The organism is Sphingobium sp. VMM (assembly GCF_056790315.1).
This window is the reverse complement of sequence record NZ_JBXGSI010000006.1, coordinates 1-17,038: the sequence shown is the minus strand read 5'-3', so window position 1 is coordinate 17,038 and position 17,038 is coordinate 1. Positions and strand designations below refer to the sequence as shown.

At 64.1% G+C, this 17,038-nt stretch carries 15 protein-coding genes; 3 read left to right on the top strand and 12 right to left on the bottom strand.

All coding sequences use genetic code 11. From position 1 onward, the window contains the following. The 7 genes from prsR to ACUCV3_RS09225 form a co-directional block, all read right to left on the bottom strand. The gene (gene prsR / locus ACUCV3_RS09255; protein WP_004211323.1) at window positions 1-1,365 is read right to left on the bottom strand and encodes a PEP-CTERM-box response regulator transcription factor; all 1,365 of its coding nucleotides are present in this window, start codon (window positions 1,363-1,365) and stop codon (window positions 1-3) included. Next, the gene (gene prsK, locus ACUCV3_RS09250; protein WP_122928208.1) at window positions 1,365-3,446 is read right to left on the bottom strand and encodes an XrtA/PEP-CTERM system histidine kinase PrsK; all 2,082 of its coding nucleotides are present in this window, start codon (window positions 3,444-3,446) and stop codon (window positions 1,365-1,367) included. The genes prsR and prsK overlap by 1 nt, the downstream gene beginning before the upstream one ends. 10 nt (window positions 3,447-3,456) lie before the next feature. Further along, entirely contained in the window at window positions 3,457-4,845 is a 1,389-nt protein-coding gene (locus ACUCV3_RS09245) for a TIGR03013 family XrtA/PEP-CTERM system glycosyltransferase (protein WP_004211321.1), read from the bottom strand. Between the two features lie 205 nt (window positions 4,846-5,050). After that, window positions 5,051-5,308 (bottom strand): hypothetical protein, encoded by a 258-nt coding sequence (locus ACUCV3_RS09240; RefSeq protein WP_004211319.1) that lies wholly within the window; start codon window positions 5,306-5,308, stop codon window positions 5,051-5,053. 82 nt (window positions 5,309-5,390) lie between these two features. Then, the gene (locus tag ACUCV3_RS09235; protein WP_251007695.1) at window positions 5,391-6,137 is read right to left on the bottom strand and encodes a sigma-70 family RNA polymerase sigma factor; all 747 of its coding nucleotides are present in this window, start codon (window positions 6,135-6,137) and stop codon (window positions 5,391-5,393) included. 82 nt (window positions 6,138-6,219) lie between these two features. After that, window positions 6,220-6,351, bottom strand: coding sequence for a hypothetical protein (locus ACUCV3_RS09230; RefSeq protein WP_004211316.1), 132 nt, complete (start codon window positions 6,349-6,351; stop codon window positions 6,220-6,222). A 92-nt stretch (window positions 6,352-6,443) separates the two neighbouring features. After that, complete coding sequence (locus ACUCV3_RS09225; RefSeq protein WP_004211315.1) at window positions 6,444-7,238, bottom strand: response regulator; 795 nt, start codon at window positions 7,236-7,238, stop codon at window positions 6,444-6,446. A gap of 332 nt (window positions 7,239-7,570) precedes the next feature. Here ACUCV3_RS09225 and ACUCV3_RS09220 point away from each other — a divergent pair, with 332 nt between their 5' ends. Next, entirely contained in the window at window positions 7,571-7,765 is a 195-nt protein-coding gene (locus ACUCV3_RS09220) for a NepR family anti-sigma factor (protein WP_037511289.1), read from the top strand. A 59-nt stretch (window positions 7,766-7,824) separates the two neighbouring features. After that, window positions 7,825-9,378 carry a sensor histidine kinase gene (locus ACUCV3_RS09215; RefSeq protein WP_037517808.1) on the top strand — a complete coding sequence of 518 codons (1,554 nt, stop codon included), beginning with the start codon at window positions 7,825-7,827 and terminating at the stop codon, window positions 9,376-9,378. A 7-nt stretch (window positions 9,379-9,385) separates the two neighbouring features. Here the strand turns inward: ACUCV3_RS09215 and tgt are convergent, their stop codons facing one another. Both tgt and ACUCV3_RS09205 read right to left on the bottom strand, forming a co-directional pair. Continuing rightward, a complete protein-coding gene (tgt, locus tag ACUCV3_RS09210) occupies window positions 9,386-10,516 on the bottom strand; it encodes a tRNA guanosine(34) transglycosylase Tgt (protein ID WP_048939436.1) in 1,131 nt (376 codons plus the stop codon). Window positions 10,517-10,575: 59 nt separating this feature from the next. Continuing rightward, window positions 10,576-10,758 (bottom strand): hypothetical protein, encoded by a 183-nt coding sequence (locus tag ACUCV3_RS09205; protein WP_004211308.1) that lies wholly within the window; start codon window positions 10,756-10,758, stop codon window positions 10,576-10,578. Between the two features lie 235 nt (window positions 10,759-10,993). Between ACUCV3_RS09205 and ACUCV3_RS09200 the strand changes: the two genes are divergently transcribed. After that, window positions 10,994-11,929, top strand: coding sequence for a crotonase/enoyl-CoA hydratase family protein (locus ACUCV3_RS09200; RefSeq protein WP_048939437.1), 936 nt, complete (start codon window positions 10,994-10,996; stop codon window positions 11,927-11,929). Between the two features lie 3 nt (window positions 11,930-11,932). Here ACUCV3_RS09200 and ACUCV3_RS09195 read toward each other — a convergent pair whose 3' ends face one another. From ACUCV3_RS09195 to groES, 3 genes are all read right to left on the bottom strand, one after another. Continuing rightward, a complete protein-coding gene (locus tag ACUCV3_RS09195; RefSeq protein ID WP_037517799.1) occupies window positions 11,933-13,924 on the bottom strand; it encodes a putative bifunctional diguanylate cyclase/phosphodiesterase in 1,992 nt (663 codons plus the stop codon). 241 nt (window positions 13,925-14,165) lie between these two features. Next, window positions 14,166-15,809: a chaperonin GroEL gene (gene groL / locus ACUCV3_RS09190; protein WP_004211302.1), complete on the bottom strand. Its 1,644-nt coding sequence runs from the start codon at window positions 15,807-15,809 to the stop codon at window positions 14,166-14,168. 56 nt (window positions 15,810-15,865) lie between these two features. Next, complete coding sequence (groES, locus tag ACUCV3_RS09185; protein ID WP_004211301.1) at window positions 15,866-16,153, bottom strand: co-chaperone GroES; 288 nt, start codon at window positions 16,151-16,153, stop codon at window positions 15,866-15,868. Between the last annotated feature and the right edge of the window lie 885 nt (window positions 16,154-17,038).

The following is a 17,038-nucleotide window of genomic DNA, read 5'->3' as shown; positions in this document are numbered from 1 at the left end:
TCAGCCCTGCATCTTATATTGTTTGAGCAGGTCGTAGAGGGTCGGCCGGCTGATCCCCAATATCTTGGCGGCGCTGGAAATATTGCCGTCGGTGCGCGCGATCGCCCGGCGAATGGCGCGACGATCGGCCATTTCGCGCGCCGCCTTGAGATTGACGACCTCGCTGCCTTCGGCCCGATCGCCGTCTAGGTCGAGATCGGCCGCCGTCACATGCTTGCCATCAGCCATGATGACCGCGCGCTTCACGCGATTTTCCAGCTCGCGCACATTGCCCGGCCAGCCCCAGGCGTCGAGTGCCGCGAGTGCATCGGGGGCGAAGCCCTTGACCTGCGGGTTCATGTCCTGCGCGAAGCGGGTGAGGAAGTGGCGCGCTAGCAGCGCGGGATCGCCCGGCCGGTCGCGCAGCGCGGGGATGCGGATGACGATCTCGGCCAGGCGATAATAGAGATCCTCGCGGAAGCTGGCGGCGGCAATCATCGCGTCGAGATCCTGGTGGGTGGCGCACACGATGCGCGTATCCACCGCGATCGGCTGGCGCCCGCCGATCCGTTCGATCACCCTTTCCTGCAGGAAGCGCAGCAGTTTCACCTGCAAGGGCAGCGGAATGTCGCCGACCTCGTCCAGGAACAGGGTGCCGCCCTGCGCCTGCTCGATCTTGCCGGGGGTGGTCTTGACCGCGCCGGTGAAGGCACCCTTTTCATGCCCGAACAGTTCTGATTCCAGCAGGGTTTCGGGGATGGCCGCGCAATTGATCGCGACGAAGGCACCGCCGCGACGCGGGCTCGCATCATGCAGCCCCTGCGCCAGCAATTCCTTGCCGGTGCCGCTGGCGCCCAGCAGCATGACCGAGACATCGGCGCTGGCGACCCGCTCGATCGTGCGGGCGACCCGCATCATTTCCGGCGCGCCGGTGATCATCCGGCCGAGCACCCTGCCCCCCTCCGGCGCGGCTTCGGCGAGGCGGGCATTTTCCTGTTCCAGTGCATGGACGTGAAAGGCGCGCCGGACGATCAGGCCCAGCTCGTCAATGTCGACCGGCTTCTGGTAGAAATCATAGGCACCGCCGGAAATGGCATTGAGCGCGCTTTCCCGCGCGCCATGGCCCGACGCCACGATCACCTTGGTATCGGGCTTGATGCGCAATATCTCCTCCAGCGTGGCAAAGCCCTCGCTGGTTCCGTCCGGGTCCGGCGGAAGGCCCAGGTCGAGCGTCACCACATCGGGCGCCTCCATCCGCAGCATCTCGATCGCTTCCAGCCGGTCGCCGGCGATGAAGAGCTGATAATCCTCATAGGCCCAGCGCAATTGCCGCTGCAGGCCGGGATCATCCTCGACGATCAGCAATTTGGGGCGGGTGTCGCTCATCAGGCGGCCTTTCCTTGAACATCATCGCACGCCGGCGCGGGCGCCAGCGGCAGGCGCAGGGTGAAACGGCTCCCCACGCCGGGTTTGCTTTCCACGTCGATCCGCCCGCCCATCGCCTCGGCCAGGCTGCGCGCCTCGAAGGCGCCGAGGCCAAAGCCGCCGGCCTTGCTGGACGAAAAGGGCTTGAACAGATCGCGGCGGATAAATTCGGCGGTCATGCCGCAGCCCTGATCGACCACAGCCAATGTCGCCTGGCCATGCGCGCTGCCCAGATGCAGTTCGACCGGGCGATCGGCATCGCTGGCATCGATCGCATTTTGCAGCAGATGGACCAATATCTGCTCGACCCGCGCCGGATCGGCGAGCGCGACCGGCACGTCGCCGCTGACGGTGATCGCGCGCTGGCGGGCGCGGCTGCGCACGACCTGTTCGACCAGCGGGCCCAGCGCCACCGGGCGCGGCTCTTCGGGCCGGCCCTTGTTATGCTGCGACAGGCGGGCGAGCATGTCGTTCATCTTGCCCACAGACTCCTTGAGCGTCAGCAGCATGTCGGCGCGGAAATCGGGATTGTCGGCGTGCCGCTCCGCATTGCGCGAGAGCAGGGACAATTGGCTGACCAGATTCTTGATGTCATGCGCGATGAAGGCGAAGCGGCGGTTGAACTCGTCGAAGCGCTGGGCGTCGTCGAGCGCCTGCTGCCCCTGCGCCTCGCTGATATGGGTCGCCGCCTGACGCCCGGCGGCGCGCAGCATGTCGAAATCCTCCCAGTCGAGGCGGCGGTCGATCGGCGGCGGCGCAAGCAGGATCGCGCCGATCAGCCGGCCATAATGGAGCAGCGGCACCAGCGCCCAGACATGGGCATCCTCGATCAGCCAAAGCGGCAGGTCGAAGGTGGCGTCGCCATCGCGGATGCGACCGACATCGACGATCCAGCCGCTCCCTTCCCAGCTTTCCAGTTGGTCGAGCGGCAGGGACATGCCGGCAATCGGCTCCTGCGGCCAGTTCCATTGCGCCTCGAACGCCAGCCGACCGTCATCGGTGCGCAGCAGCAGCAAGGCAGCGGGGGAATCGGTGATGTCGGCGACCGCCTTGGCCACCCGCTCGCCCAGCGGCGGGGCATTTTCGCCCGGCCGGCCGATGGTTTCGCCAAAGCGCATCCATTCGGTGCGATAGTCGTAGCGATGCTGGAAGAAATGCTTGGCGACCTGCACCTTCCACAGCGCGCGCATCTGTGGCGAGGGCAGCAGGACGAGCGCGGTCACCGCGACGAAGAAGACCGCGCCAATCTCCACCACCCGCGCATAGGGGCCGGCGATCATCTCGATCAGCACCGCCGCCGCGGTCAGCACCACGACATAGAGGCCGACCGCGACCAGCGAGAGCGACTGGAAGGCGATGGTGCGCGACAATTGCAGCCGCCCGGCCATTTCCTTGCGCATGCCGATGGCGATCACCGGCGCCAACAGCGCCATCAGCGGCCCGCGCAGCGCATAGAGTTCGTTGACCCGGTCCATCGCGAAATAGCCGATGACATAGAGATTGAGGTCATAGGTCCACATCGCCGCCAGCGCGCCGAGCAACAGCGACACCCGCCCGCGATCGCGCGAGGGCCAGGCGGTATAGAGATGATGGACCAGCAGCAGGCAGCCGATCGCGGTCATCATCCGCAGCACCAGCGACACCGCCACCAGCATCTGATGCAGGTCGCTGCGGACCGGCAATTGCCGCCAGGTGAGATCGGTCGAGGTCTGGAGGAAGATGAGGCCGGCGACGGCGAGATAGACGAGGCCGACGGCGACTAGCGCGCCGCCGCGCGAGGCCGGCCCGCGCCGCAGCATGACGAACAGCAGCATCAGCCAGGCGGCGTTGCGGACACTTTCCCCGATGCCCGACAGCGGCTTGTCGACGCCACCGAACGAGACATAGAGCGCCCAGCAGGAGGTCAGCAGCAGCGCGCTGGCGAGCATGCGCGGCTCGGCCGCATCGTCCCGGCGCCGCAGGATGAAGATGCCAAGCGCGGCGAACAGGACCGCGGCCAGTGCATGGCCCCAGTCGCCGATGAATTGCAGCAGCGCGCTCATGGCCTGCCGCTCAGCGCGCGCCGTCGGGCCAGAGGATCACCCGCACCGTCTGGATCAGGATCAGCAGGTCCAGGAAGGGCGTGTAATTCTTGGCATAATAAAGATCATATTCAAGCTTATGGCGGGCATCCTCGATCGACGCGCCATAGGGATAGTTGATCTGCGCCCAGCCGGTGATGCCCGGCTTCACCATATGCCGTTCGGCATAATAGCGCAGATGCTGTTCCAGATCCTCGACGAACTGGCGCCGTTCCGGGCGCGGACCGACGAAACTCATCTCGCCCTTCAGCACGGTCCAGCTCTGCGGCAGTTCGTCGATGCGCAGCTTGCGCAGCCAATAGCCCAGGCGCGTGATCCGCGGATCATCCTTCTCCGCCCAGACTGCCTGGCCCTTGACCTCCGCATCCTGGCGCATGGTGCGCAGCTTCACGATCCAGAATTCCTGGCCATAGAGGCCAACGCGCTGCTGCCGGTAGAAAGCCGGGCCACGGCTGTCGAGCTTCACCAGCAAGGCGGCGAACAGGATGATCGGGCCGGTCAGCAGCAGCAGGATCGAACTGGCGATGATGTCGAAGATGCGCTTGGCGATGCTGGACAGGCGACGACCGGCGGAAAAGCCATCGGAAAAGATCAGCCAGCTGGGATTGACGCTGTCGAGATCGACGCGCCCGGTCTCGCGCTCCAGGAAGGTCGAGAGATCGTTGACATGGACGCCGGTGGTCTTGATCCGCAGCAGGTCGGACATGGGGATGGCGTTGCGCCGTTCCTCCAGCGCCAGCACGACTTCGCTGGCGTTCAGACGCACCACATAATCGGACATGTTGTAGATGGCGGTGCGGTTGATCGCCTCCTCCACCACCTGGTCGCCGTCATTCATGGCGATATAGCCGACCACCAGGAAACCGGCGCCGCGCTTCTGTTCCAGGTCGCGGATGCGGTTGGCCCGCCGGCCGGCCCCCAGCACGACAAGGCGGCGCTTGAACGCCTCGCCGCCGAGCAGCGAACCCAGCAGCATCCGCGCCAGCAGCAGCAGCCCCATCGCCAGCCCCATCGCGTAGAGCGAGTTGGAGCGCCACAGGGTGATGCCGGGCAGCAGGAAATACATGACCGAGAGGAAGATGACGCCGAGCGAGATGGCGACGAGCAGGCGGGCGAAGGCGAAGCGGATCGATTGCAGTGCTTCGGGGCTGTAGACGCCCACCGCGATCATGCCGGTCTGGATGGCGAAGGCGAAGCTCAGCAGCGGGCCGATGCGGGTCGCGATCGGCTCGACATCCATGCCGATCTGATGCGCGCGCAGGATCCAGCCCGCTTCCGCCGCGCCGATCAGCAGCAGGAAATCGAGCAGGCCGAGCAGCAGCACCGCATGAGGGACATAATGTTTGAACAGCCTGATCATCGTATCGCTTCTTCCCGCAGCACCGCCCCTCCGGTCGGGAAGGGCCGCCAACTGGAGTCGGCCCAGCCTTACAACAAGCTGTAAGGAAATCCGACAGGGCTCAGACCCTGCCTGAAAATGACAAAGAAAATCTGAAGATGGCGCCAATGACTGTAAATGAAAGCGACACCAGGATGCGTCAGCGTCGCGAGACAACGGTGTCGTGTCAGTTGTTGTTGCGCAGTTTGTCGGCCGCATTGCGCGCAGCTTCACCCACGATCCGGGCACCATTATCGACCGAATCCGCCGCCTGGGTAATGGCGTCGGCGCGCCGATCTTCGCGGCTTTCGTTGGTGAGGTAGAAGAAGCCGATCGCCAGGATCAGGGCCAGCGCCACCAGCGCGAAGACGATACCGCCGCTGCCTTGCGGACGATCCGAGCGTCGCCCGGTCCGATCCTGTCGATGTTGCGGGTCGCTGCCCATGGCTTCCGTCCTTCCCATGGCCTTTCAACCGACAAGCCGGGCGGATCGTTCCCGATCACGCCGGGGCAAGTGCATCCCGCCCTCAATCCTCGACGGTCTTGCCACCCATGTCGTCATCGCCGTCGTCGTCGGCACCATGGTCGACCAGATTGTCGGAGATGCGACCCCGGCTCAGGCGATCGACATCGTCCATAATCTCGTCCAGCACCGCCGTGTCGGTCGTTTCCTGCGTCCGGCGCGAGGGCAACGCGCCCTCCTCCAATATCTGCTCGAGCGCGGCGCGACCGCGGGCCACGCGGCTCTTGATCGTACCGACCGCAACGCCGCAGATCTCCGCAGCTTCCTCATAGGCGAAGCCACCCGCGCCAACCAGGATCAGTGCCTCGCGCTGGGGCTGGGGCAATTGCAGCAAGGCGCGCTGCATGTCGCTGAGTTCGACATGCTTGTCCTGCCCCGCAGGCGCGGCAAGCAGCCGGTCGGCGGTCAGGTCGTCCCAGTCGCCGCGGAAACGCGAGCGGCGCATCTGCGAGAGATAATGGTTGCGCAGGATGATGAAGGTCCAGGCGCGCATGTTGGTGCCGGCCTGGAAGCGGGCACGGGCGGCCCAGGCCTTGAGCAGGGTTTCCTGGACAAGATCGTCGGCGGTGTCGCGATTGCCCGACAGGGAGCGCCCGAAGGCGCGCAGATGCGGAATGACCGCGGCCAGTTCCCGCTTGAACTCGCCGTCCGACAGTGCCTCGCGCGGCGCCTGGTTCAGCCCTTCATCCACGGCAGCAACCCCCGTTTCGACTGTCGCCCTCGCTGCATGAACCGAAGTCGTCAAAGCCATATATGCATCCGCACCCTAGTTCGATTACCGCCAAAGGCCAATTCCCAAGATACCCCTAGAAACGCCCATTTTTTCCACTGCCTTACCGCCAGAGAACCAGCAGCATCACGATCACGGCCAGTGCGAGCGAAATGCCCAGCACATAGCGAACGACGTGCGGCGTGGCGCCGCCCCGTGCGTCCTGCGTCGAGATATGCTGCTCCTCGTCGGCCATCGGCCCTCTCCGAATCGTTACGCATATTTAACGCGTTAAAGCCGGGAGGGTTCCGCCGACCGTCACAAAGGATCGGCCGGCGGGAAGACAGGTCAGGCCGGAGCGGTCGCTTCGTCGAAGAAAAGCGCCTGCGAGATCGCGGCCTTGACCGTCGAGCGCTGGAACGGCTTGGTGATGAGGAAGGTCGGCTCGGGCCGTTCGCCGGTCAGCAGCCGTTCGGGGAAAGCAGTGATGAAGATCACCGGCACCGAGAATTCGGCGAGAATGTCCTTCACCGCGTCGATGCCGCTCGAATCATCGGCCAACTGGATATCGGCCAGCACCAGGCCGGGCCGCTCCGCCAGCGCCTCGCGCACCGCATCCTCGCGGGTGACGGCGATGGCGGTCACGTCATGACCAAGGTCGCGCACGATCGTCTCGATATCCATCGCGATGATCGGCTCATCCTCGATGATCAGAACCTTGGCACGGGTCTGCGCTTCGATTTCCTCCAGCGCTTCCTCGACCAGGGCCTCGACATCGGCGGTGTCGAGACCGATCAGATAGCCGGCATCTTCCGTGGTGAAGCCTTCGAGCGCGGTCAACAGCAGCGCCTGACGCGGCAGCGGGGTCAGCCGGGCCAGGCGGGCATGGGCGATCGCCTCCTGCCCGATCGAACCCGAGAAGCCGGGCTCGTCATCCAGATGCGAGGACGACCAGATCGCATGGAAGGTCTTGTAGAGGCCGAGGCGAGGATCGACACCGCTGGGAAACTCCTCCGGCGCGGCGACGATCGCTTCCAGCGTGGCGCGGACATAGGCATCGCCATGAGTCTGGCTGCCCGTCAGCGCGCGCGCATAGCGCCGCAAGAAAGGAAGATGGGGGTGCAGTTGCTGTCCAAGCGACATCGGTAAGTCTTCTCCCTGCCCTGTCGGGCCTGTTGTCCGAAACATCGGCTCCACCGGAGGATGGGATGACGATGCCGCGCTGGCAAGCCCCTCTCCCCCTGCCGCCGAATGACCGACGGTGCAAAAAATGCTTCGAATGCCGGAACCATCGACACCAAGATTTGTTTCACTCTCGTTCGGTTTTTTCGACGGTAACGGCTTTTTGGTGAAATTTGCCCAGCTTGGTGAATTGACGCCGCTATGCGTTGCGGCGAAATAGCGGACAGGCTGGCGTCACGGATTTAGCTTCAAAGGGGCTGATTTTGGTTTCTTCAACAACGGAACGGGACAGGATGGGAGGGGATATTGACGTCGGCACGACCATCCGCGACCGCGACATGAAGACTGCGCCCGAACCACGCAAGCGCCGCGCGGCCGCGAAAAAGGACGAGGCCCAGGTGTCCCAGGTGCTCAAGTCCGTCTATCAGCGCACGGTCGACGAAGATATTCCCGCCGAAATGCTGGACCTGCTCAGCAAACTGGACTGATCAACGCTGGTCGGGGCGGCATTTCTCTGCCGCCCAGACAAGGACCCTCTCGATCCCCCATGACCATGTTCGGCGTCTATCTCCGGTCCACCGGCGTCAAGATGTTCCTCATCCTGACGCTCGCGCTGCTGCCGCTGGGGCTGATCGCGCTGGTGGCGTCGCTGCAGGCGATCCGCACCGCTGACCTGGAGAAGGAGGCGCTGCTGCGTGTCGCCGTGACGCAGAGCGCGCGCAAGCTGACCGCAGATCTGAACGCTGATCGCACCGCGCTGGGCCTGACCGTCAACGCGCTGGCCGATGGCAAGGCGGACGGCGAAATCTGCAACCGCCTCTCCTTCTTCCTCACCGCGCAGGACCGGAACGGCATCCGATTCTATATCTATGACCGATCGGGCAAGAAGCTGTGCGGATCGGCCACGCCGGAACCGGCCGGCATTCCGCCCGCGCGCCGCTTCATCGGCCCGCGCGTCGAACTGCTGTCGTCCGGCGACTTTCTGCTCTCGCGCACCCACAGCCATGACAACCGCGTCGCGGCGCTGGCCTATTATTCGCGGCCGCACCTCGAAAGCGTCGCCGATCCGGCCACCGCGCTGCAGAACCGGCAACTGAGCCTGCGCCAGGGCGAGCGGCAGATGATCGTCAGCCGCCCCGGCAGCCGGATCGACGGTCATAGCAGCAGCCTGTCTGCCCGGCTCGACCCGCCCGACATATTGCTGACCATGACGGTGCGCGAGCCGCCCGCGACGATCGCCCGGCTGCTGTCGCTGTTCCTGCCGCTGGTGATGTGGTTCGCGGCCGCGGCGATCGGCTGGTTCGTGGTCAATCGGCTGCTGATCCGCCCGCTGGTATTGTTGCGGCGCCAGGTTGCCGCCTATCAGCCCGGCGAAGTGCTGGAGCCGCTGCGGCGCATCCGCACCCCCGCGCACGAGATCAGCGACCTGGGCGACACATTCCGCGAGATCAGTGAGGATGTCGCCACCCATGAGGCGGAAATGGCCGCCGCGCTCGACACCCAGCGCAAGCTGACGCGCGAGGTGCATCATCGGGTCAAGAACAACCTGCAGATCATCGCCAGCCTGATCAGCCTGCACGCCCGGTCGGCGCATGAGCCCGAAGCGGTGTCGGCCTATGGGTCGATCCAGCGCCGGGTCGACGCCCTGTCGGTCGTCCATCGCAACCATTTTGCCGAGTTGGAGGAAAATCGCGGCGTCGGCGTGCGTCCGCTGATCAGCGAATTGTCCGCCAGCCTGCGCGGCACTGCCCCGCATGAGGCGCGCCGTTTCGGTATCCAGATCGACAGCGACGATGATCTGCACATCAGCCAGGATGTCGCCGTTCCGGTCGCCTTCCTGGTGACCGAACTGGTCGAACTGGCGATGCTGTCCGATCCGCGCGCAACGATGCGGATTTCGGTGCATCTGGAGGCCGATCGCAACGACCGCGCCCTGTTGCAGATGGCGTCGCCCGCGCTGTGCGCCGGGCCGGAAATGACTTTATTGCTGAACGAACGCTATGGCCGGGTGCTGACCGGCCTGTCGCGCCAGCTCCGCTCCCCGCTCGATCATGATGCCGAAGCGGGCCGCTACAGCATCGCGATCAGCGTCATTCCCTGAAAAAGCGTCAGACCCGCTGATAGTCGCGGCGGAAATCGGCCGTGAAGGTCGACAATGTGCCCGCCGCAATATTGTCGCGCAGGCCCTGCATCAGTTCCTGATAGAAGTGGATATTATGCTGGGTCATCAGCATCGCGCCCAGCATCTCGCCCGACTTCACCAGATGATGGAGATAGGCGCGGCTCCAGGTCGCGCAGACCGGACAGCCGCAGCGCGGATCGAGCGGGCCCAGATCCTCGTTGAACTTGGCGTTGCGGATGTTGAGCGGGCCGGCCCAGGTAAAGGCCTGGCCATTGCGGCCCGACCGGGTCGGCAACACGCAGTCGAACATGTCGATGCCGCGCTCCACTGCACCGACGATGTCGTCGGGCTTGCCCACGCCCATCAGGTAGCGCGGCTTGTCCTGCGGCAGCATGTCGGGCGCGAAGTCGAGCGTGGCGAACATCGCCTCCTGCCCCTCGCCCACTGCAAGGCCACCCACGGCATAGCCGTCAAAGCCGATCTCGATCAGCTTTTCCGCTGAAATCTTGCGCAGCCCTTCGTTGAGCGAGCCCTGCTGGATACCGAACAGCGCCGCACGCTCGGCATGGTCGCCGCCCGCATCGAAGCCGTCGCGCGAGCGCTTGGCCCAGCGCATCGACCGCTCCATCGACTTGGCAGCTTCATCATGGGTGCAGCCATTCTTGGTACATTCGTCAAACGCCATGACGATGTCGCTGTCGAGCAGCCGCTGGATCTCCATCGAGCGCTCGGGGCTGAGCATATGCTTGGAGCCATCGAGATGGCTGGAGAAGGCGACCCCCTCCTCGCTCATCTTTGTAAGGGCGCTGAGGCTCATCACCTGATAGCCGCCGCTGTCGGTCAGGATCGGCCGGTCCCAGCCCATGAAGCCGTGCAGTCCGCCCAGTCGCGCCATGCGTTCGGCGCCGGGGCGCAGCATCAGATGATAGGTATTGCCCAGGATGATGTCGGCGCCGGTGGCGCGCACTTCGGCCGGGCGCATCGCCTTGACGGTGGCGGCGGTGCCGACCGGCATGAAGGCCGGCGTGCGGATCTCGCCGCGGCGCATCTGGATCGCGCCGGTGCGGGCCTTGCCGTCGGTGGCGGCGATCGAGAAGGAAAAGCGGGGCTTGGTCATCGCCGCGCTCTAGGAGCGAACGCCCGCGCGCACAAGAGCAGCGCGGTCGGAGCGCCGTTTCAGCCGGCCCGGCGGACGCCGTCGAACAGGGTCATCGCGTCGATGTCGAACCCCTCGACCCGGCGATAGCGGCCGATGAAGCGCAGACAATCGGTGGACAGGCGCAAGGTCCAGGGCTGGCCCTGCGCATCCTGTAGCGTGAGTGTCACATTCTTGCGGGCCGGAAGGCGATGCATGTCCATGCGACCGCCCTAATTAACAATGGTTAACAAAGGGCTGAGCAGACGGGCTGAAAAGGGGAAACGAAAATTTCTGTTGCGATATCGCAACAACAATCTCCATTTCGGCGCATTTACCGCGCTTTCCGGGCAACAGTTGCGGATAAAAATGGTTAATGATCTGTCAACTATTTGTCCCGCACTGCATCATAAGCGCCGACCGTCGAAGGTTCAGATTCAAGAGAAAAATGGGGCGCACATGATTGATTCAGGACGCTTTAGTGCAGCTGACGAGCGCGCGACCGAGGTCGAAGCGGCATTCGAGATCGAAAGCTTTGGCGAGGATGCCGTAACGTCATCTCCCGCCCCTTCCCAACTGTTCGACCTGGGCCAGATCGACGTGCAGTGGGAGGCCGAATCCGAAACGCTCTGGGCGTTCATGACGCCGGCCAATCGACCCAATTTCAGCATGACCATGCTGCGCGACGTCCGCTACTGGTATGCCGAGACCAAGCGGCTGTTCGATGTCGGCCAGTTGCCGGTCAAATATATGGTCGCGGGTTCCCGCTTCCCCGGCGTGTTCAACCTGGGCGGCGACCTCGAACTGTTCGCCGGCTGCATCGAGCGCGGCGACCTGCCCGGCCTGGTCCAATATGGCCATGCCTGCATCGACGTCGTCCATCGCACCTGGCGCAATGGCGACATGCCGGTGGTGTCGATCGCGCTGGCGCAGGGCGATGCGCTGGGCGGCGGGTTCGAGGCGCTGCTCTGTTTCGACGTGGTGATCGCCGAGCGCAGCGCCCGTTTCGGCCTGCCCGAAATGCTGTTCGGCCTGTTCCCCGGCATGGGTGCCTATTCGATCCTGTCGCGCAAGCTGGGCCGGCTGGCGGCCGAGCGCATGATCCTGTCGGGCAAGGTCTTCACCGCGGAGGAGATGTTCGACATGGGCATCGTCCATACGCTGGTCGAGGATGGCGAGGGGGAAGCGGCTGTGCGTGATTTCGTCGCCCGCAATCGCCCGCACCATGCCGGCCATGTCGGCGTCTATGAAGCCGGGCGCCGGGTCGATCCGCTGCACCATGACGAACTGAAGGATATTGTCGAGAATTGGGCCGCTTCGGCGCTCAAGACCGACCTCAAGGATATCCGCATGATGCGCCGGCTGGCGTCGGCCCAGACGCGGCTGACCAAATAAGGATCAGGCCAGGCGGCGCTGGCGGATCAGCGCCGCCATGTCATGGACATCGGCCCTGTTGCGGTTGAGCAGGGCCTGCAACTCGCCGATCGGGACCGGCCGGCTGAGGACGAAGCCCTGGACGTTGGTGAAGCCGGTTTCGCGGGCGTAGCGCAACTGTTCCTCGGTCTCGATCCCCTCGGCCACCGTCTCCACCTCCAGCGCGCGCGCCAGATAGGCGACGGACTGGGCGATGGCGCGGTCGCGGGGATTTTCGCCGACGCCGCGCATGAAGCTCTGATCGACCTTGATGGTGTCGAACTCATGGGTGCGCAGCGCGCCCAGCGAGGAATAGCCGGTGCCGAAATCGTCGAGCGCGAGGCGCAAGCCGATACGGCGCAATTCGCTGAGGATCAGATGGGTGCGGCGGTCATCTTCCAGGAAGATGGATTCGGTGACTTCCAGCTCCAGCCGGCGCGCCTTGAGCCCCGACTGGAGCAAAGCGGAGATGACTGCGCGCGGCAGGCCGTCGGTCTTGATGAGCGCGGGCGAGATATTGACCGCGACCCGGATATCCTCGTCCCAGCCCATCGCGTCGCGGCACGCCTGGGCCAGTGCCCAGTTGGTCATTGGCTCGATCAGGGCCGAGCTTTCGGCGATCGGGATGAACTCGGCGGGGGAAATCCAGCCCAGTTCGGGATGCTGCCAGCGCATCAGCGCCTCGCAGATGGTGATCCGGCCAGTCTCGGTATCGAAGATCGGCTGATAATGAAGTTGCAGCTCGCCATTGGCGAGCGCGCTACGCAGCCCGGTCTCCAGCTCATAGGTGCGGTTCTGCCGCTCCTTCATGGTCCAGTCGAACTGGGCATGGCGGTTTCGCCCGGCATGTTTGGCCTTGTAGAGCGCCAGATCGGCATGCTGCAGCAGTTCGTCGCCATCGGCGCCATCTTCGGGCGCGACGGCAATACCCATCGAGGCGGAGATGGTCAGGTGATGGCCGCCAACTTCGAAATCGCCGGCCAGAATGCGGGTGATGTCGCCGGCGATCACTTCGGCCTGGATGCGGCTGACGCCGGGGCAGATCAGCACGAACTCGTCGCCGCCGAAACGCGCGACATGGCCGCGCCGGTCGAGCGCGCGGGTCAGCCGCTCGGCCACCTGGCACAGCAGCTGGTCGCCGACGATATGGCCCAGCGTGTCGTTGATTTCCTTGAACCGGTCGAGGTCCATCCACAGGACGGCGGTCTGATCCGCATCGGAAATGCGATTGTCGAACAGGTCGCGCAGCCGCATCTGCATCGCCATGCGGTTTTCCACCCCGGTCAGGCTGTCATAGCGGGCCAGCCGCTCGAACTTGATCGCAAGGTTGCTCTTCTCCTGCTTGCCCTGCATCGCTTCCAGCACGATGCGGTGCGTGGTCTTGGTGATTTCCGCCATGGCGAAGATCATCAGGAAGCAGAGCACGCCAAGGACGACATAGCCGACGCCACCAGCGATCAGCAGGCCGATGGAGGTCGGCAGCATGGTGAAGCAGGTCTGGCCGACCGCGACATGGACCCGGCCGGCATTGCGGCCGGAAATGCCGCCCGCATAGGAGGCGACCATGCCGACGGCCAGCACATGCAGGGTCGCATCCTGGCTGATCGTCAGGGTCGCGAGCGATTGAAGCCCGAGCAGCGCGGCATAGATCCAGGCGCCCATTTCATAGGCGATTCCCCAGATCGGACGCGCCGGACCATCCTGATGCGCCAGCGCACGCTGGAAATAGACGGCCGAAATGGAGCGACTGATTCCCACGATCAGGACCAGCGCGGCAATGATGTGCATGGTCAGGACATGGGCCTGCCAGGCGATCACGAGACTGAGCGAACCACCTGAAATCGCGCCGGAAAGCAGCGATGCCGGGGAGGCATAAAGCGCTTTGACGAGGCTGTCCTGCACCTCAGCATTCTGCTGGGTACGGGGCGCAAAGCGCGCGCGCAGGACTGCGCACAGATGGCGGACGAGGCGTGACACGTGCCAGCATAGTGGCGGATCAGCCTTGAGATTTGGTAAATCCGATGCCCACCAAAGCAGATCAATTCCGCTGCCCGATCAACAATATCCCCCTACCCCTCCCCGGCCAAGGCACCGTCATATGGGGCCGGAAACAGGCTGTAGGACAGCAGAAACGACGGGCATGAAAAAGGCCGGTGGATCGCTCCACCGGCCCCTTTCTTGTCGCGTGAGCGAGAACTTCGTTTCGGTCGCGACCGAATTAGAAGTCCATGCCGCCCATGCCGCCCATGCCACCCGGCATGGCGGGCATGGCGGGCTTGTCTTCGGGCAGTTCCGAAACCGCGGCTTCGGTGGTGATCAGCAGACCAGCAACCGAGGCAGCGTTCTGGAGCGCGGTGCGCACGACCTTGGTCGGGTCGATGACGCCGGCGGCAACCAGGTTTTCATAGGTGTCGGTCGACGCGTTGAAGCCGAACGAGGTGTCGGTCTGGTCGAGCAGCTTGCCCGAGACGACAGCACCGTCATGGCCGGCGTTGGCGGCGATCTGGCGAACCAGCGCCGTCAGCGACTTGCGAACGATGTCGATACCGCGGGTCTGGTCGTCATTGGCGCCAGCGACGCCTTCGAGAACCTTGGTCGCGTAGAGCAGCGCGGTGCCACCACCGGGGACGATGCCTTCTTCGACGGCAGCGCGGGTCGCGTGCAGGGCGTCGTCGACGCGATCCTTGCGCTCCTTCACTTCGACTTCGGTCGCACCGCCAACCTTGATGACGGCAACGCCGCCAGCCAGCTTGGCCAGGCGTTCCTGCAGCTTTTCACGGTCATAGTCCGAAGTGGTGACTTCGATCTGCGCACGGATCTGCTCGGTACGGCCCTTGATCGAGTCGGCATCACCGGCGCCATCGACGATGGTGGTGTTGTCCTTGTCGATGGTGACGCGCTTGGCGGTGCCCAGCATGCCCAGGGTGACGTTTTCGAGCTTGATGCCCAGGTCTTCCGAGATCACTTCGCCCTTGGTCAGGACGGCGATGTCTTCCAGCATGGCCTTGCGGCGGTCGCCGAAGCCCGGTGCCTTGACCGCAGCAACCTTCAGGCCGCCGCGCAGCTTGTTGACGACCAGGGTCGCCAGCGCTTCGCCTTCGATGTCTTCGGCGATGATGAGGAGCGGACGGCCCGACTGAACCACGGCTTCCAGGATCGGCAGGATCGACTGCAGATTCGAGAGCTTCTTCTCGTGGATCAGGATGTAGGGATCAGCCAGCTCGACGGCCATCTTTTCCGGGTTGGTGATGAAGTAGGGCGACAGGTAGCCGCGGTCGAACTGCATGCCTTCGACAACGTCCAGCTCGAAGTCGAGACCCTTGGCCTCTTCCACGGTGATGACGCCTTCCTTGCCGACCTTTTCCATGGCTTCGGCGATCTTCTCGCCGACTTCCTTGTCGCCATTGGCCGAGATGATGCCGACCTGGGCCACTTCGGCCGAACCGGCAACCGGCTTCGAGCGCGACTGGATGTCCTCGACAACCTTGGCGACGGCGAGATCGATGCCGCGCTTCAGGTCCATCGGGTTCATGCCGGCGGCAACCGACTTCATGCCTTCGCGCACGATGGCCTGGGCCAGGACGGTCGCGGTGGTGGTGCCGTCACCGGCGATGTCGTTGGTCTTCGAAGCGACTTCGCGGACCATCTGGGCGCCCATATTCTCGAACTTGTCCTTCAGTTCGATTTCCTTGGCGACGCTGACGCCGTCCTTGGTGATGCGGGGGGCGCCGAAGCTCTTGTCGATGACGACGTTGCGGCCCTTCGGGCCCAGGGTCACCTTGACCGCGTCGGCCAGGATGTCGACGCCGCGCAGGATGCGCTCACGAGCGTCACGCGAAAACTTTACGTCCTTCGCTGCCATGATCTAATTCCTTCGAAAAATGGGGAAAAATGGAAAACCGAAATTCGGGAAATCGCTTAGGCGACAATACCCAGAATGTCCGATTCCTTCATGATGAGCAGGTCTTCACCGTCGACCTTGACTTCGGTGCCCGACCACTTGCCGAACAGCACGCGATCGCCGGCCTTGACGTCCAGCGGCGTGACCTTGCCGTCTTCGGCCTTCGAACCCGAACCGACGGAGACGATTTCGCCTTCCTGCGGCTTTTCCTTGGCGGTGTCGGGGATGATGATGCCACCGGCCGTCTTCGCTTCCGCTTCAATGCGGCGAACGAGAACGCGGTCATGCAACGGACGGAATGCCATGATGATTGCCTTTCCCTTTGTGCTGGGATGGGTCCGGCGTGGCCCGCAAGAGGAATGCCCCCGTGCGATATTGTGCCCCGCCTTGTCCTTCTCCCGATGAACTCTCTCACTTGTTAGCACTCGCGGATGGAGAGTGCTAGCGGCATGCATATGGAAAAGTCGTTTCGCCGGTCAAGGGCGGGACGGGATAAAAATTTTCGCCGTCCCGATGGATCGGGGATCGATCGGACCGGCACGCAGGCCATAGCGCAATCACCCCGCCCCGTCATGCCGGGCGCGACGGACCGCACGACGATTGCGACGCGACAGGCGGCAGGACGGGTAACAGCATAGGGCCACGCGCCCGTCGAAGTTCACAGTGTAAACGGGGTTTCCGGGGTCTTTGCACCGCCAACGCGCCGGGAACGCGTCGACTACGCGCCTGCCGCGCGTCGGGGGTGTGGGGGTGCGGGTCAGTGGCGCGCGCCCGTCATGCGGCGGCGAAGCGACGGCGACGCGGCACATAGGCGCCTGCCGCGCATCGATGAGGCTACAGGCGAGGCAGAGGCGGCGATGCGAAGAAAGGCGCTGGTCCATCGCGCAGGGTAGATCAGAAATCGGGCATGTAGGACAGTATCGGCGACGCGAGCATCTCCGTCATTGCGAGCGGAGCGAAGCAATCCATCTCGCGCCAGTGGATTGCTTCGCTCCGCTCGCAATGACGATATCCGGCTTTGACAGCTAAGTAACGACCAGTTTTTGCCGCTAATCGAAACTATCGCCTTGCCCATGAGCTGACATTGCGGCGCCCCATCGTGGGGCGCATATTACTGATATGAAAAAGCGTAATCTGCTCGCCGCGACCGTTATTTATATCCTTACTGCCTTTATGGTTGTTGTAATCTC

Coding starts and splice junctions, on each gene's coding strand:
- prsR (WP_004211323.1), bottom strand. CDS start 1,365: ATGAGCGACACCCGCCCCAAATTGCTGATCGTCGAGGATGATCCCGGC.
- prsK (WP_122928208.1), bottom strand. CDS start 3,446: ATGAGCGCGCTGCTGCAATTCATCGGCGACTGGGGCCATGCACTGGCC.
- ACUCV3_RS09245 (WP_004211321.1), bottom strand. CDS start 4,845: ATGATCAGGCTGTTCAAACATTATGTCCCTCATGCGGTGCTGCTGCTC.
- ACUCV3_RS09240 (WP_004211319.1), bottom strand. CDS start 5,308: ATGGGCAGCGACCCGCAACATCGACAGGATCGGACCGGGCGACGCTCG.
- ACUCV3_RS09235 (WP_251007695.1), bottom strand. CDS start 6,137: ATGGCTTTGACGACTTCGGTTCATGCAGCGAGGGCGACAGTCGAAACG.
- ACUCV3_RS09230 (WP_004211316.1), bottom strand. CDS start 6,351: ATGGCCGACGAGGAGCAGCATATCTCGACGCAGGACGCACGGGGCGGC.
- ACUCV3_RS09225 (WP_004211315.1), bottom strand. CDS start 7,238: ATGTCGCTTGGACAGCAACTGCACCCCCATCTTCCTTTCTTGCGGCGC.
- ACUCV3_RS09220 (WP_037511289.1), top strand. CDS start 7,571: ATGGGAGGGGATATTGACGTCGGCACGACCATCCGCGACCGCGACATG.
- ACUCV3_RS09215 (WP_037517808.1), top strand. CDS start 7,825: ATGACCATGTTCGGCGTCTATCTCCGGTCCACCGGCGTCAAGATGTTC.
- tgt (WP_048939436.1), bottom strand. CDS start 10,516: ATGACCAAGCCCCGCTTTTCCTTCTCGATCGCCGCCACCGACGGCAAG.
- ACUCV3_RS09205 (WP_004211308.1), bottom strand. CDS start 10,758: ATGGACATGCATCGCCTTCCGGCCCGCAAGAATGTGACACTCACGCTA.
- ACUCV3_RS09200 (WP_048939437.1), top strand. CDS start 10,994: ATGATTGATTCAGGACGCTTTAGTGCAGCTGACGAGCGCGCGACCGAG.
- groL (WP_004211302.1), bottom strand. CDS start 15,809: ATGGCAGCGAAGGACGTAAAGTTTTCGCGTGACGCTCGTGAGCGCATC.
- groES (WP_004211301.1), bottom strand. CDS start 16,153: ATGGCATTCCGTCCGTTGCATGACCGCGTTCTCGTTCGCCGCATTGAA.